A 22278-nucleotide genomic window follows, 5' to 3' on the forward strand; every position below is an offset into this window, starting at 1 on the left:
TTGTTGTGCGGGCTCAGCCGAGCAGCTTCTTCAGCGGAGCGGGCAGAGCATATTCGACCAGCCGCTCGCGAGCCACCCATTCTCCGGGCGGCAGCTCTCCAATGCCTTGAGTCATCAGGGCCCGGCGCGGATGCAACACCCAGTCGAAATGGGTCAGCGCATGCTCGATGCGCGGCAGCGGCTCGCTGCTCAGGCCGGCCGTGACCGTGGCCAGGCTGGCCTCGTCGTCGTAGAGCGGCAAGGTCCACAGACCGGCCCAGACACCGCTTTCCGGCCGCTGCTGCAACAGCACCTCGCCGGCCGGGTTCTCCAGCCACAGCCACCAGTTCTCGCGCCGACCCCGCTTGAGCTTGCGGGTACGCACCGGAAAGCGCTCCTGCTCGCCGGCGGCCCGCGCCGCACAGAGCTCCGAGGCCGGGCACAGCAGGCATTGCGGCGAGCGAGTCGTGCAGATGCCCGAGCCAAGGTCCATCAGGCCCTGCGTGTAGGCTGAAATGTCCTTGCATGGAAGCAGCGCCTCGGCCTGCTTCCACAGCAGCTTTTCCTGCGTGCCGCTTGCAAGGTCGCCTTCGAAGGCCAGCAGTCGCGACAGCACGCGCTTCACGTTGCCGTCGAGGATGGCGACCCGTTCGCCGTAGCAGAACGCGGCGATGGCAGCAGCCGTCGAGCGGCCTATGCCAGGCAGCTCGGCCAGCTTGGCCGCGGTGGGAGGAAACTTGCCGTCGACCCGCGCCGCCACGGACTGTGCGCAGCGATGCAGATTGCGCGCCCGGCTGTAGTAGCCCAGGCCTTGCCACATCGTCAGGACCTCATCGAGCGATGCCGCAGCCAGCTCGGCCACGGTCGGGAACCGCTGCAGGAAGCGCTGGTAGTAGCCCAGCACCGTCGTCACCTGGGTCTGCTGCAGCATGATTTCGCTGAGCCAGACGCGGTAGGGGTCGCGAGTGTTCTGCCAGGGCAGTTCATGGCGGCCATGCTTTCGCTGCCAGGCCACGAGCAAGGGGCCGAACTCGGTCGGCAGCTGGCTGCTCATCGTTTTTGGCATGAGGGGCAGAAGAAGGTCGATCGCTGGCCCTGGACGATGCGCCGAATCACGCCATCGCAGCGCAGGCAGCCCTGGCCTTCGCGGCCATAGACTTCGGCCTGCATCTGGAAGCTGCCGGCCACGCCATGGGCGTCCTTGAAATCTCGCAGCGTGGTGCCGCCGGCCTCCAGAGCCTGGGCCAGCACGGCACGCACCGCATCCGCCAGGCGGGCACAGCGTGGCCGGCTCAGCTTTTGGGCCGGCATGCGCGGGTCGATGCCGGCGCGGAACAGCGCCTCACAGGCGTAGATATTGCCGGCACCTACAACGATGTCGCCGGCCAGCAGGGCCAGCTTGACGGCTACCCGCCGTCCGGCGAGGCCGGCATGCAACCAGCCGCCATCGAAGCGCGGATCAAAGGGCTCCAAGCCCAGGCCGGCCAGGAGCTTGGCGGCCGGATCCTCATCCAGCCCTGGCGACCAGACCACGGCGCCAAAGCGGCGCGGATCGGTCAGCCGCAGCAGGCCGCGGTTGGTCTGCAGGTCGAAATGGTCGTGCAGCCCAGGGGCTGATGAACTGCCGGGCGAAAAGTTCAGCGAACCCGACATGCCGAGATGCATCAGCAGGCCGCCTTGCTCCAGCGGCAGCCATAGATATTTGCCGCGCCGCAGCGCCTCGCCGACGCGTTGGCCGCGCAATTTCGCCGGGTCCACGCCCAGCGGCCAGCGCAGTGGCTTGCCCAGCCGGACGCTCTCGACGCGGGCGCCCGCAATGGCCTCAGCAAACGAGCGGCGGGTGACTTCGACCTCGGGCAATTCCGGCATGGCGCGGATGATAAATGGCGGCTTTACAGAGCCTCCCTAGAATCGGCCGGAACCCGTTCGGATCCCAGGAGCTTCCATGCCCAAGTCCCTCCGCCCCGCCCCGCTCAGGCTGGCCCTGATCGCGGCCCTGCTCGGCAGCTCGCTGGCCCAGGCCAATCCGGTGCCGCCGACCAATTCGGAGCTGGACGCCCCCCTGTTCTACCAACTGCTGGTCGGCGAGATGGAGCTGCGCTCGGGCCAGCCAGGCGTGGCCTTCCAGGTGCTGCTGGATGCCGCCCGTCGCACCGGCGACGAAGCGCTGTTCCGCCGCGTGGTCGACATCGCCTTGCAGGCCCGCGCCGGCGATCAGGCGCTGACGGCGGCCCGAGCCTGGCGCGAGTCCGTGCCCGAATCGGTCGAAGCCCAGCAGATGACGCTGCAGCTGGTCACATTGTTGAACCGGCCAGCCGACATCACAGCCCCCCTGCGCTCCTTGTTGAACCTGACGCCCGAAGACAAGCGCGCCGGTGTGCTGGCCTCGCTGCCGAGGTTGTTCCAGCGCTCCCCAGAGCCCCGCAAGGTGCTCGAAGCCGTCGAGCCCCTCCTGCAAGAGCAGGCCCGAGAACCGGCCACTCGGCTGATCGCACTGCTGGTCAACGGTCGCCTGGCATCAGTAGCTGAACAGCATGGCCGGGCTCTTGAGCTGGTTCGCCAGGCCGCCAAGGCCGCGCCCAACGCCGAAGAGCCCGCGCTGCTGGCCCTGGAGCTGATGCAGGCCAGAGAGGAGGCCGAGGGCCTGGTCGCCGACTATCTCAAGGGACATCCCGACGCCCATTCGGTTCGCCAGGCTTATGGCCGCGCCCTGGCCCGTTCGCAGCGCAGTGCCGACGCGGCACGCGAGTTCCGCATGGTCACGCAACGCTCGCCCGAGCTGCCCTCGGCCTGGTATGCGCTGGGCGCGCTGGAGCTGGACCTGCGCCATCCCGAAGCGGCCGAGTTGGCGCTGAACGAGTTCATCAAGCGCATCGAGCAGCTGCCGGCCGACAAGGATTTCGACACCCAGGAGGCCCTGCAGCAGGCCTGGCTTCAGCTGGCCCAGGCTGCGGAGATGCGGGGCGACTTCAAGGCGGCCGAGACCTGGCTGGCCAAGGTCGACAACCCGCAGCGGTCCACCGAGACCACCTACCGCCGCGCCTCGCTGCTGGCGCGCCAGGGCAAGCTGGACCAGGCCCGCAAGCTGATCCAGGCCCAGGCCGAAACCCGCGAAGAAGATGGGCGCAACAAGCTGGTCGCCGAGGCTCAGCTCTTGCGCGAGGCGCAGCAATGGAAGCAGGCCTACGAGGTGCTTGAGCAAGCCAACCAGCGCTTCGAGAACGACGTCGACCTGATCTACGAGCAGTCCATGGCAGCCGAGAAGCTGGGGCGCCTGGAACAGATGGAAGCCCTGCTGCGCCGAGTGATCGCGCTCAAGCCCGAGCATTACCACGCCTACAACGCATTGGGCTATGCGCTGGCGGATCGCAAGGAGCGGCTGGCCGAGGCCAGGGAACTGATCGCCAAGGCCCTGCAGTACGCACCCAACGAGCCTTTCATCGTGGACAGCATGGGCTGGGTCGAATACCGGCTCGGCAATCACGAGGCGGCGCTGAAGCTGCTGCGACAGGCCTATCAGTCGCGGCCCGATGCCGAGATCGCCGCACACCTGGGCGAGGTTCTGTGGATCAACCAGCAGCAGGACGAGGCCCGGCGAGTCTGGGCCGAAGGCAGCAAGCGCGACCCCGGCAACGAGGCGCTTCGCGAAACCCAGCTGCGCTTGAAGGCCAAGCCTTGATGCGGCGTCGTCTGTTGACCGCCGCGCTCGCCGCGGCGCTGGCAGGCTGTGCCAGCATCAACGACAAGCCACCGCCGCTGCCCCCCCAGGCCGATGCCCAGAGCTTCAGCGGCAAGCTCAGCGTCAAGGTCACGGGCAAGGATCAGGGCGGCAACGCCAGTTTCGAATTGACGGGCACGCCGCGCGCCGGCCAACTGGAGCTGTCCAGTCCGCTGGGGCAGTTGGTGGCCCGCACACGCTGGGATGGGCAGTCCGTGCTGCTGCAGACGCCGCGCGAGCAGCGCCGCTATCCCGACCTCGACAGCCTCACCTACGACCTGCTGGGCGAATCGATTCCGGTCGCCGCCCTGTTCGACTGGCTGCGAGGCCGGCCCTGGCCGGACGCACCCAGCGAACCCCTGGCGGGCGACACGCCAGGCTTCCGCCAGCTCGGCTGGACCGTCGATCTGGCGGGCTTCGCCGAAAAGGGCCTGATCGTCGCCCGGCGCAGCGAGCCGACCGAGGTGGTGCTGCGCGCCCGGGTCGAGCCTTCGGCCACGGGACAATGAGGCCATGCGCGCGCTCTACGACGTCCCGGCCCCGGCCAAACTGAACCTGTTCCTGCATGTGGTCGGCAAACGGCCCGACGGCTACCACCTGCTGCAGTCCATCTTCGCCCTGGTCGACTGGGCTGACACGTTGCACTTCGAGCGCCGTGATGACGGCCAGCTGCTGCGCCATGACCAAGGTGATCCGCTGCCGGCCGACGACCTGTGCCTGCGCGCCGCACGCCTGCTGCAACGCGAAAGCGGCTGCACACGGGGTGTCGACATCCACATCGAGAAGCGTCTGCCCTCGGGCGCCGGCATGGGCGGTGGCTCGTCCGACGCGGCTTCGACCCTGCTGGCACTGAACCGCCTGTGGGACCTGAACTGGCCGCTGGCCCGGCTGCTGCCGATGGGCCTGAGCCTGGGCGCCGACCTGCCCTTCTTTCTCGGGGGCAGCAATGCCTTTGTGGAAGGCATTGGCGAAGTCCTGCATCCGATCAGCCTGCCCGAGCAGTGGTTTGCCATCGTCAAGCCGACAATCTCCATCCCCACCAAGGAAATTTTTTCGAGTCCGCTCTTGGCAAGGTCCGAATCTGTGGCTATAGTAGCGGGCTTTCCTGCACACGACGGCAGCGAAGACAAAGCAAGCCAGGAATGGCTTTGCCAGGGATTCGGTAGGAACGACCTCCAACCCCCGGCAGAGGCCTTCAGCGGCGAAGTGAGTCAGGCGCTGCAGCTGCTGCAAGACCGCTTCGGCAACAGCCGGATGACGGGCTCGGGCAGTGCGGTGTTCGCCAGAGTGGACGGGGAAGAAGGCAAGTCGCTCCAATCCATGGCGACAATGCTGCAGGAGAAAGACCTTCCTGCAGGATGGGTTGGAAAGATCTGCCGCAGTCTGAACCAGCATCCGCTGAGCGGTTGGGCAGGCTGAGCAAGATTCAGGGGTGCTGCAGCTCTGCAGTGTCCTGTGTAGGGGAGTCGCCAAGTTGGTCAAGGCATCGGATTTTGATTCCGACATGCGAGGGTTCGAGTCCTTCCTCCCCTGCCAAAGTTTTTAGTCTGATCCCGGACCCAAGCCGGACAAGCTGGTTCGGCACAGGGCCACATACATCTAAGGATGGCCTGTGCTGCTGAACACCGTGCTCTTCACCGGCAATGCGAACCCGGTTCTCTCCCAAGAAATCGCCACCCATCTGGGCCTGGAGCTCGGCAAGGCTTCGGTCGGCCGTTTCTCGGACGGTGAGGTCGCGGTCGAGATCCAGCAGAACGTCCGCGCCCGCGACGTCTTCGTGATCCAGCCGACCTGCGCTCCCACGAACGAGAACCTGATGGAGCTGCTGGTGATGGTGGATGCGCTCAAGCGCGCCAGCGCCCGCCGCATCACCGCCGTCATTCCCTACTTCGGCTATGCCCGCCAGGACCGCCGCCCGCGTTCCACGCGCGTGCCGATCTCGGCCAAGGTCGTGGCCAACCTGCTTGAAACCGTGGGCGTCGAGCGAGTCCTGACCATGGACCTGCACGCCGACCAGATCCAGGGCTTCTTCGACATCCCGGTCGACAACATCTACGCCAGCCCGGTCCTGCTGTCGGACCTGAAGGCCCGCAACTACAGCAACCTGGTCGTGGTCAGCCCCGACGTCGGCGGCGTGGTCCGTGCCCGCGCGCTGGCCAAGCAGTTGGGCTGCGACTTGGCCATCATCGACAAGCGCCGTCCGGCCGCCAATGTCTCCGAGGTCATGCACGTGATCGGCGAGATCGACGGTCGCAACTGCGTGATCATGGACGACATGATCGACACCGCCGGCACCCTGGTGAAGGCGGCCGAAGTCCTGAAGGACCGCGGCGCCAAGAGCGTGTTCGCCTATTGCACCCACCCCATCCTGTCCGGCCCCGCCATCGAGCGCATCAAGGGCTCGGCACTGGACGAGGTGGTGATCACCAACACCATTCCGCTGAACGACGCGGCCAAGGCCTGCAGCAACATCCGCCAGCTGTCGGTCGCCTTCCTGTTCGCTGAAACCATCCGCCGCATTTCTGACGGCGAGTCGGTGACGTCCTTGTTTAGCGAGCAGAACAACAACTTCTGATCGCATTCGAACCCGGCCGACGCCCTCAACAGCGGCGGCCGTCAACGCAAGAGCCTGGTCGCGGGCCTTGCAACCGGAGCGCCATGGGGGTGCTTCGTCATTTTGGAGTTAGCTATGAAATTCGTCGCTTTTGAGCGCAAGCTGCAGGGGACCGGAGCGAGCCGCCGCCTGCGTATCGCCGGCAAGGTGCCCGGTATCGTCTATGGCGCTGGTGAGCCGGCCCTGGTCGAACTGGACCACAACGCGCTGTTCCATGCCCTGAAGAAGGAAGCCTTCCACAGCACCATCCTCGAGATGGAACTGAACGGCGCCGTGTCGCAGGTTCTGCTGCGTGACTTCCAGATGCACGCCTACAAGCCGCAAGTCCTGCACATCGACTTCCAGCGTGTGGACAGCACCACCAAGATCACCAAGAAGATCCCGCTGCACTTCATCGGCGAAGAGAACTCGCCGGCCGTCAAGACCGACAAGTGCACGGTCAACCACGTGATCACCGAGCTGGAGATCACCTGCCTGGCCCAGCAGCTGCCCGAGTTCATCGAAGTGGACCTGAGCAACCTGACCAAGGGTCACTCGCTGCATGTCAACGACGTGAAGATCCCGGCCGGCATCAAGGTCGTGACCCACGGTAAGCCGAACCCGGTGGTTGCGACCCCGGTCGAGCCGGTGGCCGAGGAAATCGTCGTGGCTGCCGCTCCGGCCGCCGACGACAAGAAGGGCAAGAAGGGCAAGAAGTAATTCTTCGCCCGAGCTCAGCTCTTGGAAGGAAGGCCCTGCGATGCAGGGCCTTTTTTCATTTGTGACGACTCGATAATCGCTCCCCATGATTCGCCTCCTTGTCGGCCTGGGCAACCCGGGCCCCGAATACGAAGACACCCGCCACAACGCCGGCTTCTGGTGGATAGACGGCGTAGCCCGCGGCCTGGGCTGTTCGCTGCAGGTGGACCGCAGCTACCACGGACTGGTGGCCCGGGTGAACAACGCGCCCGGCGCGCCGGGCCCGATCTGGCTGCTCGAGCCCATGACCTACATGAACCTCTCGGGCAAGTCGGTGGCGGCGCTGGCGCGCTTCTTCAAGATCGCGCCGGAGGAGATCCTGGCCATCCACGACGAGCTGGACCTGGAGCCCGGCCAGATGAAGTTCAAGCTCGGCGGCGGCAACGGCGGCCACAACGGGCTGAAGGACATGCAGGCCGCGCTTGGCAGCGCCAATTTCTGGCGGCTGCGCCTGGGCATCGGCCATCCGGGCCACAAGGCCGAAGTGGCCAACTTCGTGCTGCGCAAGCCGCCGCTGGCCGAGCGCCAGGCGGTGGAGGACTGCATCGCCAAGTCCTACGAAGCCCTGCCGCTGATGCTGGCCGGCGATCTCGACAAGGCCCTGACCAAGATCCACGCCAAGCCGCCACGGCCCAAGCCGCCCAAGCCCGCGCCGGCCCCCCCGGCCCCGCCGTCTTCTTCTTCTTCTTCGACCTCAGAGACCACGCCATGACCCAGCCGCCGGTTGTCGCTCTGCTGTACCCCCTGCTCCTCGCAGTCCTCAGCAGCAGCGCACCGGCGCAGACCTCGCCCCGCGAGGCCCGGGTCTATCGCTGCGGCCCGGAGGGGCGCCAGCTGCAGGACAGCCCCTGTGCCGACAAGGCCTCGGCGCCGGCCCAGGCGGTGCGCTTCGACCAGCCGTCCGGCAGCCAGCAGCGCGCGGCCCAGCAGCAGGCTCTCGAGATCGAGCGCCAGGCCGACATGATGGAGCGCGAACGCCTGCGCAGCGAGGCCGCACAGCGCAAGCAGCAGGCAGGGCCGGGCCGCATCGACGGACTGGCCCGGCCTGCTCCGGTGTCCGCCAGCGCTCCGGCACAGAAAGCCGTCAAGGCCTTGCCCCAGCGCAAGAAAGCCCCGCATCCAGCGCAGGGCGCCTCGGCACCCCGCTAGAATCGCGCCCGTTGGTGCTCGCCCGCGGCCATTCCTGGCCAGGGCAGTTAAACGGGAATCAGGAAGCGGCCCTCCTTCGGAGCGGCAAGCCAACCTGAGCTGTCCCCGCAACGGTAAGTGGTCGAAGCCGCCCGGCTTCCCGTTCCCGATACATCAATCCACTGGCGCTGCAGCGCTGGGAAGGATTCGGGAATGCAGACCACCAGCCCGGATACCGGCCAACAGGTGATGCGTCGCGCCGCAAGCGTCGACGGCATCGGTTCACAGGGGCCTGCGGGGAAGCTGGCCACTGGCTGTATTTCGGATTTTTTCTTTCATGTCTTCCAAGTCCCAGCGCCAAGTGCGCTCGCTCGCCGCATCGCTGCGCGCCACGCCCCTCGCCCTCGCCGCCCTCGCGAGCCTGAATGCCACCGCCCAGACCAGCACGCCCAACAAGCTGGACTCGGTGGTCGTCACCGCCACCCGCAGCCCGCAGCGCCTGGCCGACGTGCTGGCCGACGTCACCGTGCTGACCCGCGCCGACATCGAACGCCAGGCCCTGGGCACGCTGGCCGACCTGCTGCGCAGCCAGGCCTGCTTCGAGATCGTCCGCACCGGCGGCCCCGGCGCCCAGACCTCGATGTTCGTGCGCGGCGCCGAGACCCGCCACACGACGGTGCTGATCGACGGCGTGCGTTTCGACTCGCAGGCCAGCAGCGGTGCCAGCTGGAACGCGATCCCGCTGTCGCAGATCGAGCGCGTCGAGATCGTCCGCGGCCCGGGTGCCGCGGTCTACGGCTCCGACGGCATCGGCGGCGTGGTGCAGATCTTCACCCGCAAGGGCAATGGCAAGCCCCAGCTGGATCTCGGCGTCGGCGCCGGCAGCCTGGGCACCCGCAAGGTCGACGCCAGTGCCTTCGGCAACTTCGGCCTCTTCGATTACGCGCTGTCGCTGTCGAACGAGCGCAGCGACGGCTTCAACTCGCGCCCGACCACCGATGCCACCTTCACGCCCGATGCCGACGGCTACAAGACCACCAGCGGCAGCGCCCGCCTGGGCCTGCAGCTGAGCAAGGAACAGCGCCTGGAGTTCGTCGGCCTGAAGAACAAGATGAAGGCGCAGTACGACGCCTCGGCCAAGCCCAAGACCGACGACCTCACGCGCAACGACATGCGCGCCGACCGCCTTTCCTGGAGCTCGCTGTGGAGCAAGGACCTGAGCAGCGAAGTCTCGATCGGCGAATCGGTGGACCGCTACGAGACCAGCCCCAGCGTCTACCTGACCGAGACCCGCATCCGTTCCTACACGGCCAACCTTAGCCTGCGCCTGGGCCAGGGCCAGCTCAACACCCTGGTCGAGCGCCGCGAAGACAAACTGCTGAACACCAGCCTGCCGCAAAGCCCCACACCCGGCAGCGCCGACCGCCACCAGAACGCCTTCGGTGCCGGCTATGTCTGGGGCTCGGGTCCGCTCTCGTTCCAGGTCCATGCCCGCCATGACAGCGACAGCGAATTCGGCGGCAGCACCACCGGCAGCCTGGCCGGCGGTTTCCGCTTCACGCCGCAGTGGAGCGTCCAGGCCTCGCTGGGCACGGCCTTCCGCGCGCCCACGCTGTACCAGCGCTTCAGCCCCTACGGCAACCGACAGTTGCAGGCCGAGCATGGCCAGAACAAGGAAGTTGGCCTGCGCTACGAGGCCGGCGGCACCAGCTTCGGCCTGACCGCCTACCGCAACCTGATCGACGACCTGATCATCTTCGGCGCCGCCGATCCCAAGAAGTGCCCGAACCAGTTCGGCTGCTACGAGAACGTCAGCCAGGCCCGCCTGCAAGGTCTCAGCCTGAGCGCCGCCAGCTCGTTCGGCCCGCTGCGCCTCTCCGGCACGCTGGACCTGCAGGCACCCAAGGACGTCAGCAGCACCAGCAGCTACGGCAAGCTGCTGGCCCGCCGTTCCAAGGAACAGCTGAAGCTGCGCGCCGACTATTCGGTGGCCGGCTGGGAACTGGGCGCGCAGGTGTTGGCCAGCGGCCATCGCTTCGACAACGCGGCCAACACGGTCTGGCTGGGCGGCTACACCCTGCTCAACCTCGACGCGCAATACAGCCTCACCAAGGAACTGCGCCTGCAGCTGAAGCTGGACAATGCCTTCGACCGCAAGTACCAGTACGCCAACGGCTATGCCACCGGCCCGCGTCAGGCCTTCGTCGGCCTGCGCTGGACGCCTTCGCTGTAAGCCACAGCCGCCGACCCTGGAGAGACCACAGTGAAGCACCGCTACAAGGCCTTCATCGCCGCGCTGAGCCTGCTCACCGCCAGCTTTCTCCTGGGCCCGGCCCGGGCGGCCCCGGTCAGCGTCACCGACGACCTGGGCCGCACCCAGCAGTGGAACGATACGCCCCGGCGCATCGTCTCCCTGCTGCCCTCGCTGACCGAGCTGGTTTGCGCGCTGGACGCCTGCGAGCGCCTGGTGGGCGTGGACCGCTATGCCAATTTCCCTGCCAGCATCGCCAAGCTGCCCAAGCTGGGCGCGCTGGACGACGCCTCGGTCGAGGCCATAGTCGCGCTGCGGCCCGACATGGTCCTGCTGAGCCCCTCTTCGCGCCTGCATGACCGGCTCGCCGCGCTGGGCGTCAAGGCCGTGGTGCTGGACACACTGAGCCTGGCCGATGTGCGCCGCCACATGGACACGCTGGGCAAGCTGCTCGGCAGCGATGCCGCGCCTCGCCTGAAGGAGCGCATGGAGCGTGAGCTCGCTGCAGCAGCAGCCGAGGTGCCTGATGCCATGAAGGGCCTGCGCGTCTACTACGAGGTCGACAGCGCGCCTTATGCCGCTGGTGAGATCTCCTTCAGCGGCGAGATCCTGGCCCGGCTGACGCTGCGCAACATCGTGCCCGCTACGCTGGGCCCCTTCCCCAAGCTCAACCCCGAATTCGTCGTGCGGGCCGACCCGCAGCTGATCCTGGTTTCGCAGCGCAATGCCCAGAAGCTGGTGGACCGACCCGGCTGGCAGAACATCGCTGCGCTGCGCGATCAGCGCGTCTGCAGCTTCACGCCGGCCGAGGGCGACCTGATGGCAAGACCTGGCCCCCGGATAGGCGAAGGCGCCCAGGCCGTGCTGCGCTGCCTCAAGGAACTGGCCACTCGCAAGGGTTGATCCCATGTCCCGCAAGGCTCTGCTCCTTCTCGTCACCCTGCTGCTGATCGCCGCCGGCCTGCTGGTGCTGGGCGTCGGCGTGGGCAGCGAAGGCCTGGCCCTGCCCGCTGCTGACGATGCCGTGGGCCGCCAGATCCTCTGGGAGATCCGCCTGCCCCGCTCGCTGGGCGCCTGGCTGACCGGCGGCCTGCTGGGCCTGGCCGGTGCCGTGGCGCAAGGCCTGTTCCGCAATCCGCTGGCCGATCCCTATCTGCTCGGCGCTTCTAGTGGCGCGGCCCTGGGCGTGGCGCTGCTGCTGGTGGCGCTGGGCGTCTCGCCCGCTGCCGCAGCCTGGGGGCTGAAGCTGGGCCTGACCGGTGCGGCCTTCCTCGGCGCGATCGCTGCCGTGGTCCTGACCCTGCTGCTGGCCCAGGGCCTGGAGCAGACCATGAGGCTGCTGCTGGCCGGCGTCATCGTCGGCGTGGTGTTGGGTGCGACCACTTCCATGCTGTCGCTGACCGTGCCCGACATCCTGCGCCCCATGCAGGCCTTCATGCTGGGCAGCACCGGTTTCCTCAGCTGGCAGAGCGTGGGCGTGATGGCGCCGGTGCTCTTGCTGGCCCTCTTGACCAGCCTGGGCGCCGCCCGCTCGCTCGATGCCTTGACGCTGGGCGCCGACACGGCCCAGAGCCTCGGCGTGCGCTTGGCTGCCGTTCGTCTGCTGCTGGTCGCCACGATCTCGCTGTGCGCCGGCGCTGCCGTGGCACAGGCCGGACTGATCGCCTTTGTCGGCCTGGTCGCTCCGCACCTGGTGCGCAGTCGCCTGCACTGCAGCCACGGTTGGCTGCTGGTGCTGGCCGCCTGCACCGGCGCCGACCTGCTGCTGGCGGCCGACATCATTGCGCGCTGGATAGTCGCGCCGCAGGAGCTGCCGGTCGGCATAGTCACCTCGCTGCTGGGCGGTGCCTATCTGCTCAAGCTGATGCGTCGCCGCGGCCTGCTGCAGGAGCGCCGCGCATGAGGGTCGCCGCCAAGATCCGCCACCTGGCCCTCGGCGGCAAGACCGTGCTGGGCGACTGCAGCCTGGAGCTGGCCGGCGGCTGGACCGCCATCGTCGGCCCCAATGGCGCCGGCAAGTCCACGCTGCTCAAGGCACTGGCCGGCCTGCTGCCCTGCGAAGGCCGCATCGTGCTGCAGGGCCGCGAGCTGGCCGACTGGTCACGCCGCGAGCGGGCGCTGACCCTGGCCTGGCTGGGCCAGAACGAAGCCAGCACCGACGAGATGCTGGCCCGCGAGGTCGTGATGCTGGGCCGCTTGCCCCACCAGGCCTGGCTGGCGCCACCTTCCGCGGTCGACCAGCAGGCCGTCGAGCGTGCGATGCGCCAGACCCAGTGCTGGGACTGGCGCGAGCGGCCGCTCAACCAGCTCTCCGGCGGCGAACGCCAGCGCGTGCTGCTGGCCCGCGCCCTGGCCACCGAATCGCCGCTGCTGCTGATGGACGAGCCGCTCGCCCATCTGGACCCGCCGCACCAGGCCGACTGGCTGGCCCTGGTGCGCGAGCGCGCGGCCGCCGGAACCACCGTGCTGTCGGTGCTCCATGAGCTGAACATCGCGCTGCAGGCCGACCGCATGCTGATCATGGAGGCCGGACGAACGGTCCACTTCGGAGCACCCTCGGAGGCCGCCACCCGTGCGGCACTCCAGCAAGTCTTCCAGCACCGGCTGCAGCTGTTCGAGCTGCAAGGCCAATGGGTCGCCCTGCCCGCAACGCCGCAGCCGTCGGCCAGCAATGTGCTGCCGCTGCATGGCCGGCATCATGACTGAGCACCGCGCACGCGCCGTGATGGTGCTGGGCACAACCAGCGGCGCCGGCAAGAGCTGGCTGGCCACGGCCCTGTGCCGCTGGTATGCCCGCCAGGGCTACAAGGTCGCGCCGTTCAAGGCTCAGAACATGAGCAACAACGCCCGCGTGGTCCAGGGCCCGGGCGGCGGTGCCGGCGAGATCGGCAGCGCCCAGTATTTCCAGGCCCTGGCGGCGCGCTGCGCGCCCGAGGTCAGGCACAACCCGGTGCTGCTCAAGCCCGAGGCCGATACCGCTTCGCAGGTCGTGCTGCTGGGCCAGGTTGACGATGCCCTGTCCAGGATGCCCTGGCGGGAGCGCAGCGAGGCGCTGTGGAAGGCGGCCCGGCCGGCCCTGCATGAGCTGATGCAGGAGAACGAGATCGTCGTGATCGAGGGTGCCGGCTCGCCGGCCGAGATCAACCTGCACGCCAACGACTTCGTCAACATGCGCACCGCGCTGGAGGCGAACGCCGCCTGCCTGCTGGTGACCGACATAGACCGTGGCGGCGCCTTTGCCCATCTCTACGGCACGCATCAATTGCTGCCGCCGAATGAGCGCGCCCTGCTCCGCGGCTTCGTGCTGAACCGTTTCCGTGGCGATGCCAGCCTGCTGTCGCCCGGGCCCGAGCAACTCGAAGCGATGACCGGCGTGCCGACGCTGGCCGTGCTGCCGATGTGGCGCGGCCATGGACTGCCTGAAGAGGATGGCATCTTTGATGACCGTGCGACTGGTTCGGGCCTGAGCATCGCAGTCGTCGCCTACCCACGCATCTCCAACCTCGACGAGTTCCAGCCGCTGCGCAACACGCCGGGCGTGCGCCTGGTCTGGGCGCGCGAGCCGCGCCAGTTGCAGGAAGCCGACTGGATCATCCTGCCCGGCTCCAAGTCGGTGGCCGCCGACCTGGCCTGGCTGCGCGCGCAGAAGCTGGATGCCGTGATCAACGCCCATGCGGCCGCGAGCAAGCCGGTGCTGGGCATCTGCGGCGGCCTGCAGATGCTGGGCGAGGCCCTGCTCGACCCGCATGGCCTGGATGGCAATGCGCCGGGCCTGGGCCTGCTGCCCCTGGTCACGCAGTACGATCCCGACAAGCTGCTGCGGCCGGCCGAGTTGCGCTTTGTCACCGGGCTCGCCACGCCCTGGCAGGCGCTGGCTGGCATCGAGGCGCGCGGCTACGAGATCCGTCAGGGCCGCACGGCCCAGCATCCCGACCTGCCGAACGCCCTCCCGGCCCTGAAAACGGCCGAGGGCGAGGTCATAGGCTGGCAACAGGGCTCGGTCCTGGGCTGCTATGCGCACGGGCTTTTCGAGCAGGCCGCAGTGCTGCGGGCCCTGTTCGGCCAGGAGGCTCCGGACCTGGAGCAGGTGTTCGAGGGGCTGGCCGACTATCTGGATCGGCATTTCCAGCCGGGCAGTCTGGCCGCCCTGCTGGGGGGAACCCTTCCTACACTTTCATGAAGCGCGTCCTCGCTGTGGTAATAATCGACACAGCGCGATGGGGGACACGATGACCGATATGGTGTTCGCCGACGAGGCACCCGAGGTGCCTGCCGGTTCGGCAATAAAGGTGCTAGACCCCTGGGTGGTCATGATCGTCGACGACGATCCGGCCGTGCACCAGGTCACCCAGCTGGTGATGTCGGACTTCGAGTTCGCAGGCCGCCGGCTGCAGTTCCTGGACGCCTACAGCGCCGCCGAAGCCAGGGAACTGCTCGGCACCCGCCAGGACATCGCCCTGATCCTGCTGGACGTGGTGATGGAGACCGAGCATGCCGGCCTGGAACTGGCCCGCTACATCCGCGGCGACCTCGACAACCACCATGTGCGCATCGTGCTGCGTACCGGCCAGCCGGGCCAGGCGCCCGAAGAGCATGTGATCAAGAGCTACGACATCAATGACTACAAGGAAAAGACCGAGCTCACCAAGCGCAAGCTGATCACCGTCTTCTACACCGCGCTGCGCTCCTATCGCGACATCATGATCATCGAGCAGTCGCGCCTGGCGCTGCGCCGCTCGATAGACGCCATCACCCGGGTCTACGACTCGCACAATCTGCGCCGCTTCGCCTCGGCCGTGCTGGAGCAGGTGGCCCATCTGCTGGGCTACGAGGCGCAGGGCTTGTGTGCCAGCCGCGTGTCGGCCTATGCGGCCTCGCACATGGAAGGCCATCTCAAGGTGCTGGCCGCCACTTCGGAATATTCACGCCTGCTGGTCGACGAGGAGCTGAACACCCTGCCGCTGGACGTGCGCGAGGCGCTGGACCGGGCGCTGCGCGAGCAGCAGAGCTTCTTCGAACCGCACCGCTGCGTGGGCTACTACCGTTCGAGCACCGGCAACGAGAGCCTGCTCTACATGGTGTTCTCCGAACCGGTGGACGCCAGCGCACGCGAGCTGCTGGAAATCTTCTGCGCCAACGTGGCCATCACCTACGAGAGCCTGCTGCTGCGCGAGGAAATCCAGGATACCCAGCGCTCCACCGTCTACATCATTGGCGAGGCGGTGGAGAAGCGCAGCAAGGAGACCGGCGCCCATGTACGACGCGTCGGCGAGCTGGCGGCCCTGCTGGCCGAGGCGGCCGGCCTGCGCAGCAGCGACGTGGAGTTTCTGCGCCAGGCGGCGCCGCTGCACGACGTCGGCAAGATTGGCATACCGGACCGGGTGCTGAACAAGCCGGGCAAGCTCGATGAGGAGGAATGGGAAATCATGAAGACCCATGCCCGCATCGGCTACGAGCTCTTGAACAAGAGCGACAAGCGCATCCTGCAGCTGGGCGCCATCATTGCCCACGAGCACCATGAGCGCTGGGACGGGGCCGGCTATCCGCGCGGCCTGGCCGGCGAGCAGATCCACATCGCCGGCCGCATCGTCGCCCTGAGCGACGTGCTGGACGCCCTGGTCAGCCGCCGCTGCTACAAGGAACCCTGGAACTTCGACGCGGCGCTCGGCTACGTCAAGGAACAGGCCGGCCTGCAGTTCGATCCGGGCCTGGTGCAGATGCTGCTGGACCGACTGGATGCGGTCCACGCAATCTACGAGCGCTTCCCCGACACCGAGCTGGCCGGCTGAGCAGGCCTCAGACCGGCGCCGCGGTCAGCCGCAGGTATTTCTGCATCAGGGTCTCGCGGCTTTCCACATGGGCCGGGTTGACGGGAATGCAGGCCACCGGGCACAGAGCCACGCACTGCGGCTCCTCGAAATGGCCCACGCATTCGGTGCACTTGTCCGGCGCGATCTGGTAGTACTCCTCGCCCATCGAGATCGCGTGGTTCGGGCACTCGGGCTCGCACACATCGCAATTGATGCATTCGTCCGTGATCATCAAGGCCATGGCTTGTGCCTCACTCCGCCGGGCGGCCCTTGCTGATCCGTTCCTCGAGCCGCTCACGCACCGAAGGCGAGACGAACTGCGAGACATCGCCGCCCAGGCTGGCGATCTCGCGCACGAAGGTGCCCGAGATGAACTGGAACTGGTCCGAGGGTGTCAGGAACACGGTCTCGACCTCGGGCATCAGCTTGCGGTTCATGCCGGCCATCTGGAACTCGTATTCGAAGTCGCTGACCGCACGCAGGCCCCGCACCACCACCTTGCCACCATGCTGGACCACGAAGTCGCGCAGCAGGCCACGGAAGGCGATCACCTCGACGTTGGGGTACTTGGCGGCCAGCTCGCGCGCTATCTCCAGCCGCTCCTCGACCGAGAACATGGTGCGCTTGTGGTGGCCCGCGGCCACGGCGATGACCAGGCGCTCGAACAAGCGGCTGGCCCGGCGCATCAGGTCCTCATGGCCCAGGGTCATGGGATCGAAGGTGCCGGGGTAGACGGCGGTCAGGACGGTGACTGAGGTCATGAGGCCGGATTATCAGCGGCGCGCCGGAACAGCGCGTAATGCACGGCCCCGGCCTTGCCCGAGCGCCAGGGCTCCAGGCTCAGCGCGGGCGCCGGCGTGATGGCTTCGGGCGCCTCCAGGTAGAGGAAGCCGCCCTCCACCAGCAGCGGCGCCGCGGCGGCCAGTGCGGGTTCGAACAGGTTTTGGCCGAACGGTGGATCGAGCAGCACCAGCTCGAAGCGCGCCGGCGCCGAGCGCTTCATCCAGGCCAGCGCATCGCAGCATTCCACCTTCAGGCACTCGGCCTTGAGCCTGGCCTTGCTGGCATTGAGACTGCGGGCCAGCTCGGCGTCGCGCTCCAGCAGCAGCACCTCGGATGCGCCGCGCGAACCGGCCTCGAAACCCAGCGCGCCACTGCCTGCGAAGGCATCCAGCACGCGCCAGCCGTCCAGGTCCTGGCCCAGCCAGTTGAAAAGGGTTTCGCGCACGCGGTCCGGCGTCGGGCGCAGGCCCGGCTTGTCGGCCACCGGCAGCTTGGAGCGCTTCCACTGGCCGCCGTTGATACGAATCTCGTTCATTGGCGAATGGCGATGCCGCGTGCTGCCATCAAGGCCTTGGCCTCGCCCACCGTGTGCTGGCCGTAGTGGAAGATGCTGGCGGCCAGCACCGCGTCGGCGCCGCCCTTTTGGATGCCGTCGGCCAGGTCGTCCAGCGAGCCCACCCCGCCGGAGGCGATCACCGGCACGCTGACCGCATCGCTGACCGCGCGGGTCAGTTCCAGGTCGAAGCCGCTGCGCGTGCCGTCCCGGTCCATGCTGGTCAGAAGGATCTCGCCAGCGCCGAACTCGGCCATCTGGCGCGCCCATTGCACGACGTCCAGGCCCATGTTCTTGCGGCCGCCGTGGGTGTAGACATCCCATCCGGTTCCATCGGCCCGCCGCTTGGCGTCGATGGCGACGACTATGCACTGCGCGCCGTACTTGTCCGAGGCCTCGCGTATTAGCTCGGGCCGCGCCACGGCGGCCGAGTTGAAGCTGACCTTGTCGGCCCCGGCATTGAGCAGGCGCCGCACATCGGCCACCTCGCGCACGCCACCGCCCACGGTCAGCGGAATGAAGACCTGCGAGGCCACGTCCTCGATGATGTGCAGGATCAGGTCGCGGCCGTCGCTGGTGGCCGTGATGTCCAGGAAGGTCAGCTCGTCGGCGCCCTGCTCGTTGTAGCGGGCCGCGATTTCCACCGGGTCGCCGGCATCGCGCAGCTCCAGGAAGTTGACCCCCTTGACCACCCGGCCGCCGGTGACGTCCAAGCAGGGAATGATGCGCTTGGCCAGCATCAGGACTCAGCCTGTTCGCTCAGCACGTCGGCGCGGGTCTGGGCGGCCGCGAAGTCCAGGTCGCCGGTATAGATCGCACGGCCGCAGATCACGCCCTCGACGCCCTCGCTCTCGACCGCGCAGAGCGCCTCGATGTCGGCGATGTTGGACAGTCCGCCCGAGGCGATCACCGGAATCGACAGCGCCTGTGCCAGCTTGACCGTGGCCTCGATGTTGACGCCGCTGAGCATGCCGTCGCGGCCAATGTCGGTGTAGATGATGCCCTCGATGCCGTAGTCCTCGAACTTGCGCGCCAGGTCTATCACCTCATGGCCGGTCAGCTTGCTCCAGCCGTCGGTGGCGACCTTGCCGTCCTTGGCGTCCAGGCCCACGATGATGTGGCCACCGAAGGCCGAGCAGGCGTCCTTTAGAAAGCCCGGGTTCTTGACCGCGGCCGTGCCGATGATGACGTAGGAGATGCCGTCATCCAGGTAGCGCTCAATGGTGTCCAGGTCGCGGATACCGCCGCCCAGCTGCACCGGAATCTGGTCACCGACCTCCTTCAGGATGGCCTTGATTGCCGGCTCGTTGACCGGCTTGCCGGCAAAGGCGCCGTTCAGGTCGACCAGGTGCAGGCGCCGCGCGCCGGCGTCCAGCCAGCGCCGGGCCATCGCGGCCGGGTCTTCGCCGAAGGTGGTGGAGGCGTTCATGTCGCCCTGTTGCAGACGCACGCAGCGTCCGTCCTTGAGATCGATCGCAGGAATCAGCAGCATGGCCGAAATGCAAAGAAGTGGGGGGAAGGTGGGGGAAGGAAAACGAGGCGCGGAAAAGTGCGGTTAGGAGGAGTGATGGATCCTCGTCAGGGCTTCCAGAGCAGGAAGTTGCGATACAGGGCGAGCCCCAGCGCAGCACTTTTCTCGGGGTGGAATTGGGTCGCGAAAATATTATCCCGGGCCACCGCGCAGGTAAAGCGCAGGCCGTAGTCGGTCTCGCCGGCGCTGTGGCGCGGGTCCGACGGCTGGGCGTAGTAGCTGTGGACGAAGTAGTACCAACTGCCGTCCGGCACGCCCTGCCAGACCGGATGGGCACGGGCCTGTTGCACCCGGTTCCAGCCCATCTGGGGCACCTTGTAGCGGCTGCCATCGGGTTGCAACTGTCCCTCAAGCTGGAAGCGCCGGACCTGCCCGGGGATCAGGCCCAGACCGGGCGTGTCCTGTTCCTCGCTGTGGTCCAGCAGCATCTGCATGCCCACGCAGACACCCATCAGCGGCTTGTGGGTCGCGGCGTCGAGCACCGCCTCCTTGAGGCCGGAATCGCCCAGCTCGCGCATGCAGTCGCGCATGGCGCCCTGGCCCGGCAGCACGACGCGCTCGGCGGCGAAGACTTCCTCGGGCCTGGAGGTGATCACGACCTCGTAGCCGGTGTCACCCGCCGCATGCAGCACGGCCTGCGAGACCGAGCGCAGATTGCCCATGCCGTAGTCAACGACCGCGACCGTTCGCTTGCTCATTTCAGAGGCTGCCCTTGGTCGACGGAATCACGCCGGCCGAGCGCGGGTCCAGCGTCATCGCCATCCGCAGCGCGCGGCCGAAGGCCTTGAACATGGTCTCGCACTGGTGGTGGGCGTTGTGGCCCTTGAGGTTGTCCACATGCAGGGTCACCAGCGCATGGTTGACGAAGCCCTGGAAAAACTCATAGGTCAGCTGGGTGTCGAAGGCGCCGACGCTGCCCGAGCTGAACTTGACCTCCATCTCCAGGCCGGGCCGGCCCGAGAAATCGACCACCACGCGCGACAGCGCCTCGTCCAGCGGCACATAGCTGTGGCCGTAGCGGGTCAGGCCTTTCTTGTCGCCCACCGCCTGGGCCACGGCCATGCCCAGCGTGATGCCGACATCCTCGACCGTGTGGTGGCCGTCTATGTGAAGGTCGCCCTTGGCCTCGATCTCCAGGTCGATCAGGCCATGGCGGGCGATCTGGTCCAGCATGTGGTCGAAGAAGCCTATGCCTGTGTTCAGCCTGGCCTCGCCCGTGCCGTCCAGGTTGACCCGCACGCGGATCTGGGTTTCCTTGGTGTTGCGGGAGACTTCGGCGATGCGATCAGTCGTCATGACGGCAGACTCTCAGTGAATGCGGCCAGCAGGGCCAGGTTTTCCTCGGGCGTGCCCACGGTCAGGCGCAGGCAGTTGTGCAGAAGCGGATGCAGGGCCGAGACGTTCTTGACCAGCACGCCGCGCCGCCTGATGCCTTCGAACATGGCGGCCGCATCCGGAACGCGGACCAGCACCATATTGCCCTGGCTGGCGAAGGCCTGCACCTCTTCGATTTCATCCAGCGAGGCAATCAGCTGGTCGCGCTCGGCGCGCAGCACCTGGGCCTGGCGGGCATAGACCTCGGCATGCTCCAGCGCGAACAGGCCGGCCTCGGCATTGAGCATGCCTATGTTGAACGGCGGACGCAGCTTGTCGATCTCGCCGACCAATTCCTTGCGGCCCATCAGATAGCCAATGCGCACGCCGGCCAGGCCGAACTTGCTCATGGTGCGCATGACGAGGACGTTCGGGTAGCGGCGCAACAGGTCCATGGAGTCGCGCTCGGCGAAGGGCTGGTAGGCCTCGTCCATCACCACCAGGCCGGGCGCCGCCTGCACGATTCGCTCTATGGCGTCGGCATCCCAGAGATTGGCGGTCGGGTTGTTCGGGTAGGAAAGATAGATCAGGGCCGGCTGGTGTTCGGTGATCGCCGCCAGCATGGCCGGCTCGTCCAGCTCGAAGTCCGGCCGCAGGTCCACGCCGACGAACTTCAGGCCCTGGTAGCGGGCCGAGATCTCGTACATCACGAAGCTGGGCAATGGCGACAGCACCGTGGCCCCAGGGCGGCTGATCGCCATCGACAGCATGGTGATCAGTTCGTCCGAGCCATTGCCCAGGGTGATTGCGCAGTCCTCGGGCATGCCGGCATGGCGGGCCAGCTCGGCGGCCAGTTCGAAGGTCCGCTCGGCCGGATAGCGGTTGATCGCCACCGCCCCCAGCCTGGCGCCCAGCTCACGCTGCAAGGCCTCGGGAAGGCGGAACGGGTTCTCCATCGTGTCCAGCTTGATCAGGCCGGCACTGGGCTGGACCGCGTAGGCCTTGACCGAGCGCAGGTCGTCGCGGATCACTGCCAGGCCGCGCTCCAGACTTGTCATCTCAAACATCCAGCAGCTGTGCAGGCTCGGCCTGCAGCGGGTTGACGATCTGCACGCTGTCGAGTTGCAGCCCATGGGCCAGGTCCAGGCTCAGCAGCAGCTCGCAGCCCTGGGCCTTGGCGGCGGCCACGATCAGCGCATCCACATAGGCCAGGCCAAAGCGGCTCTCTATCGACCAGGCGCTCTCGACCGTCGCATGGTCGATCGCCCAGGGCTGCCAATGCTGGTAACGGCGCACTTCGGCGCGGGCATCACCATTGGGCATGGCCGGCTGGATTCGGGTCGTGACCCAGCGGTAGAAGTCATTCAGCACCTGGGCCGAGAGCCGGCCCGAGCGCCGCTGCCAGAGTTCGCGCAGCCAGGCGAGCACCCGCTCACGTTGCGCTTCGTCGACGCCGTCCTCGCTGAGTATCAGCACCGAGGTGTCGACGAAAACCAGGGGCCCGCTCACAGCGCCTCCCGGCGCGGATAGGGCCGGCCATCGGAGACCCAGCTTCGCTCGCGGTGCAACCAGTCCTGCAGGGCGCGCTCGTAGGCGTCGTCATGGCGCATCTTGTCGGCCAGCAGCTCGCCCAGCAGTCGCGACACGCTGGTGTTGCGGCGCGCCGCCTCCAGCCGGGCCCAGTCGGCCACGCTGTCGTCCATGCTGACGGTCACGTTCTTCATGGGGCCGGAGACTAACACGAAGTTCGTGCAACACGAGATTCGTGTCTTCAAAACCCCCGTGAGAAGGCGATCCACGGGTCTTTACCGAGAGCGGGCCCCGGCCGCACACTTCGCTCCTGGGACCTTTGCCGACCC

Annotated in this window: 25 protein-coding genes, 1 tRNA gene and 1 riboswitch; of the genes, 14 read left to right on the forward strand and 12 right to left on the reverse strand. The window is 67.4% G+C overall.

Annotated elements, in window-relative coordinates:
• Window positions 1-13: 13 nt before the first annotated feature.
• Entirely contained in the window at window positions 14-1033 is a 1020-nt protein-coding gene (gene mutY / locus QT382_RS09910; RefSeq protein ID WP_289253866.1) for an A/G-specific adenine glycosylase, read from the reverse strand.
• Window positions 1030-1848 carry a bifunctional DNA-formamidopyrimidine glycosylase/DNA-(apurinic or apyrimidinic site) lyase gene (mutM, locus tag QT382_RS09915; RefSeq protein ID WP_289253867.1) on the reverse strand — a complete coding sequence of 273 codons (819 nt, stop codon included), beginning with the start codon at window positions 1846-1848 and terminating at the stop codon, window positions 1030-1032. The genes mutY and mutM overlap by 4 nt, the downstream gene beginning before the upstream one ends.
• Window positions 1849-1924: 76 nt before the next feature.
• Between mutM and QT382_RS09920 the strand changes: the two genes are divergently transcribed.
• The 14 genes from QT382_RS09920 to QT382_RS09985 all read left to right on the forward strand — a co-directional run bounded on the left by QT382_RS09920 (window position 1925) and on the right by QT382_RS09985 (window position 16217).
• Window positions 1925-3658: a tetratricopeptide repeat protein gene (locus QT382_RS09920; RefSeq protein WP_289253868.1), complete on the forward strand. Its 1734-nt coding sequence runs from the start codon at window positions 1925-1927 to the stop codon at window positions 3656-3658.
• Window positions 3658-4206: an outer membrane lipoprotein LolB gene (locus tag QT382_RS09925; protein ID WP_289253869.1), complete on the forward strand. Its 549-nt coding sequence runs from the start codon at window positions 3658-3660 to the stop codon at window positions 4204-4206. Before QT382_RS09920 ends, QT382_RS09925 begins: the two co-directional genes overlap by 1 nt.
• A 4-nt stretch (window positions 4207-4210) precedes the next feature.
• Window positions 4211-5116 (forward strand): 4-(cytidine 5'-diphospho)-2-C-methyl-D-erythritol kinase, encoded by a 906-nt coding sequence (ispE, locus tag QT382_RS09930; RefSeq protein WP_289253870.1) that lies wholly within the window; start codon window positions 4211-4213, stop codon window positions 5114-5116.
• Window positions 5117-5156: 40 nt separating this feature from the next.
• Window positions 5157-5233, forward strand: a tRNA-Gln gene (locus QT382_RS09935).
• 76 nt (window positions 5234-5309) lie between these two features.
• Window positions 5310-6272: a ribose-phosphate pyrophosphokinase gene (locus QT382_RS09940; protein WP_289253871.1), complete on the forward strand. Its 963-nt coding sequence runs from the start codon at window positions 5310-5312 to the stop codon at window positions 6270-6272.
• A 114-nt stretch (window positions 6273-6386) separates the two neighbouring features.
• The gene (locus tag QT382_RS09945) at window positions 6387-7010 is read left to right on the forward strand and encodes a 50S ribosomal protein L25/general stress protein Ctc (protein ID WP_289253872.1); all 624 of its coding nucleotides are present in this window, start codon (window positions 6387-6389) and stop codon (window positions 7008-7010) included.
• Window positions 7011-7095: 85 nt separating this feature from the next.
• A complete protein-coding gene (pth, locus tag QT382_RS09950) occupies window positions 7096-7761 on the forward strand; it encodes an aminoacyl-tRNA hydrolase (RefSeq protein ID WP_289253873.1) in 666 nt (221 codons plus the stop codon).
• Window positions 7758-8198 (forward strand): hypothetical protein, encoded by a 441-nt coding sequence (locus QT382_RS09955; RefSeq protein ID WP_289253874.1) that lies wholly within the window; start codon window positions 7758-7760, stop codon window positions 8196-8198. The genes pth and QT382_RS09955 overlap by 4 nt, the downstream gene beginning before the upstream one ends.
• Window positions 8194-8435, forward strand: a riboswitch (cobalamin riboswitch). Its footprint overlaps the gene before it by 5 nt.
• 79 nt (window positions 8436-8514) lie before the next feature.
• On the forward strand, window positions 8515-10410 hold the full coding sequence (locus tag QT382_RS09960) for a TonB-dependent receptor domain-containing protein (protein WP_289253875.1): 1896 nt from the start codon (window positions 8515-8517) through the stop codon (window positions 10408-10410).
• A 30-nt stretch (window positions 10411-10440) separates the two neighbouring features.
• The gene (locus QT382_RS09965; RefSeq protein WP_289253876.1) at window positions 10441-11331 is read left to right on the forward strand and encodes an ABC transporter substrate-binding protein; all 891 of its coding nucleotides are present in this window, start codon (window positions 10441-10443) and stop codon (window positions 11329-11331) included.
• Between the two features lie 4 nt (window positions 11332-11335).
• Complete coding sequence (locus QT382_RS09970; RefSeq protein ID WP_289253877.1) at window positions 11336-12331, forward strand: FecCD family ABC transporter permease; 996 nt, start codon at window positions 11336-11338, stop codon at window positions 12329-12331.
• On the forward strand, window positions 12328-13134 hold the full coding sequence (locus tag QT382_RS09975) for an ABC transporter ATP-binding protein (RefSeq protein ID WP_289253878.1): 807 nt from the start codon (window positions 12328-12330) through the stop codon (window positions 13132-13134). The genes QT382_RS09970 and QT382_RS09975 overlap by 4 nt, the downstream gene beginning before the upstream one ends.
• A complete protein-coding gene (locus QT382_RS09980; RefSeq protein WP_289253879.1) occupies window positions 13127-14608 on the forward strand; it encodes a cobyric acid synthase in 1482 nt (493 codons plus the stop codon). The genes QT382_RS09975 and QT382_RS09980 overlap by 8 nt, the downstream gene beginning before the upstream one ends.
• A gap of 49 nt (window positions 14609-14657) precedes the next feature.
• Window positions 14658-16217, forward strand: coding sequence for a DUF3369 domain-containing protein (locus QT382_RS09985; protein ID WP_289253880.1), 1560 nt, complete (start codon window positions 14658-14660; stop codon window positions 16215-16217).
• Window positions 16218-16224: 7 nt separating this feature from the next.
• Here QT382_RS09985 and QT382_RS09990 read toward each other — a convergent pair whose 3' ends face one another.
• From QT382_RS09990 to QT382_RS10035, 10 genes are all read right to left on the reverse strand, one after another.
• Window positions 16225-16479: a YfhL family 4Fe-4S dicluster ferredoxin gene (locus QT382_RS09990; protein ID WP_289253881.1), complete on the reverse strand. Its 255-nt coding sequence runs from the start codon at window positions 16477-16479 to the stop codon at window positions 16225-16227.
• A gap of 10 nt (window positions 16480-16489) precedes the next feature.
• A complete protein-coding gene (gene coaD, locus QT382_RS09995; RefSeq protein WP_289253882.1) occupies window positions 16490-16999 on the reverse strand; it encodes a pantetheine-phosphate adenylyltransferase in 510 nt (169 codons plus the stop codon).
• Complete coding sequence (gene rsmD, locus QT382_RS10000) at window positions 16996-17556, reverse strand: 16S rRNA (guanine(966)-N(2))-methyltransferase RsmD (protein ID WP_289253883.1); 561 nt, start codon at window positions 17554-17556, stop codon at window positions 16996-16998. Before rsmD ends, coaD begins: the two co-directional genes overlap by 4 nt.
• Window positions 17553-18314 carry an imidazole glycerol phosphate synthase subunit HisF gene (gene hisF / locus QT382_RS10005; protein WP_289253884.1) on the reverse strand — a complete coding sequence of 254 codons (762 nt, stop codon included), beginning with the start codon at window positions 18312-18314 and terminating at the stop codon, window positions 17553-17555. The genes rsmD and hisF overlap by 4 nt, the downstream gene beginning before the upstream one ends.
• Entirely contained in the window at window positions 18314-19066 is a 753-nt protein-coding gene (hisA, locus tag QT382_RS10010) for a 1-(5-phosphoribosyl)-5-[(5-phosphoribosylamino)methylideneamino]imidazole-4-carboxamide isomerase (RefSeq protein ID WP_289253885.1), read from the reverse strand. The genes hisF and hisA overlap by 1 nt, the downstream gene beginning before the upstream one ends.
• 86 nt (window positions 19067-19152) lie before the next feature.
• Window positions 19153-19803 carry an imidazole glycerol phosphate synthase subunit HisH gene (gene hisH, locus QT382_RS10015; protein WP_289253886.1) on the reverse strand — a complete coding sequence of 217 codons (651 nt, stop codon included), beginning with the start codon at window positions 19801-19803 and terminating at the stop codon, window positions 19153-19155.
• Between the two features lies 1 nt (window position 19804).
• Window positions 19805-20401 (reverse strand): imidazoleglycerol-phosphate dehydratase HisB, encoded by a 597-nt coding sequence (gene hisB / locus QT382_RS10020; protein WP_289253887.1) that lies wholly within the window; start codon window positions 20399-20401, stop codon window positions 19805-19807.
• Window positions 20398-21486 (reverse strand): histidinol-phosphate transaminase, encoded by a 1089-nt coding sequence (hisC, locus tag QT382_RS10025; RefSeq protein WP_502929862.1) that lies wholly within the window; start codon window positions 21484-21486, stop codon window positions 20398-20400. The genes hisB and hisC overlap by 4 nt, the downstream gene beginning before the upstream one ends.
• Window positions 21479-21928, reverse strand: coding sequence for a PIN domain-containing protein (locus QT382_RS10030; protein WP_289253889.1), 450 nt, complete (start codon window positions 21926-21928; stop codon window positions 21479-21481). Before QT382_RS10030 ends, hisC begins: the two co-directional genes overlap by 8 nt.
• On the reverse strand, window positions 21925-22143 hold the full coding sequence (locus QT382_RS10035; RefSeq protein WP_289253890.1) for a CopG family transcriptional regulator: 219 nt from the start codon (window positions 22141-22143) through the stop codon (window positions 21925-21927). Before QT382_RS10035 ends, QT382_RS10030 begins: the two co-directional genes overlap by 4 nt.
• Window positions 22144-22278 lie beyond the last annotated feature (135 nt).

The sequence above is a fragment of the Pelomonas sp. SE-A7 genome (assembly GCF_030345705.1).
GTDB lineage: Bacteria > Pseudomonadota > Gammaproteobacteria > Burkholderiales > Burkholderiaceae_C > JAUASW01.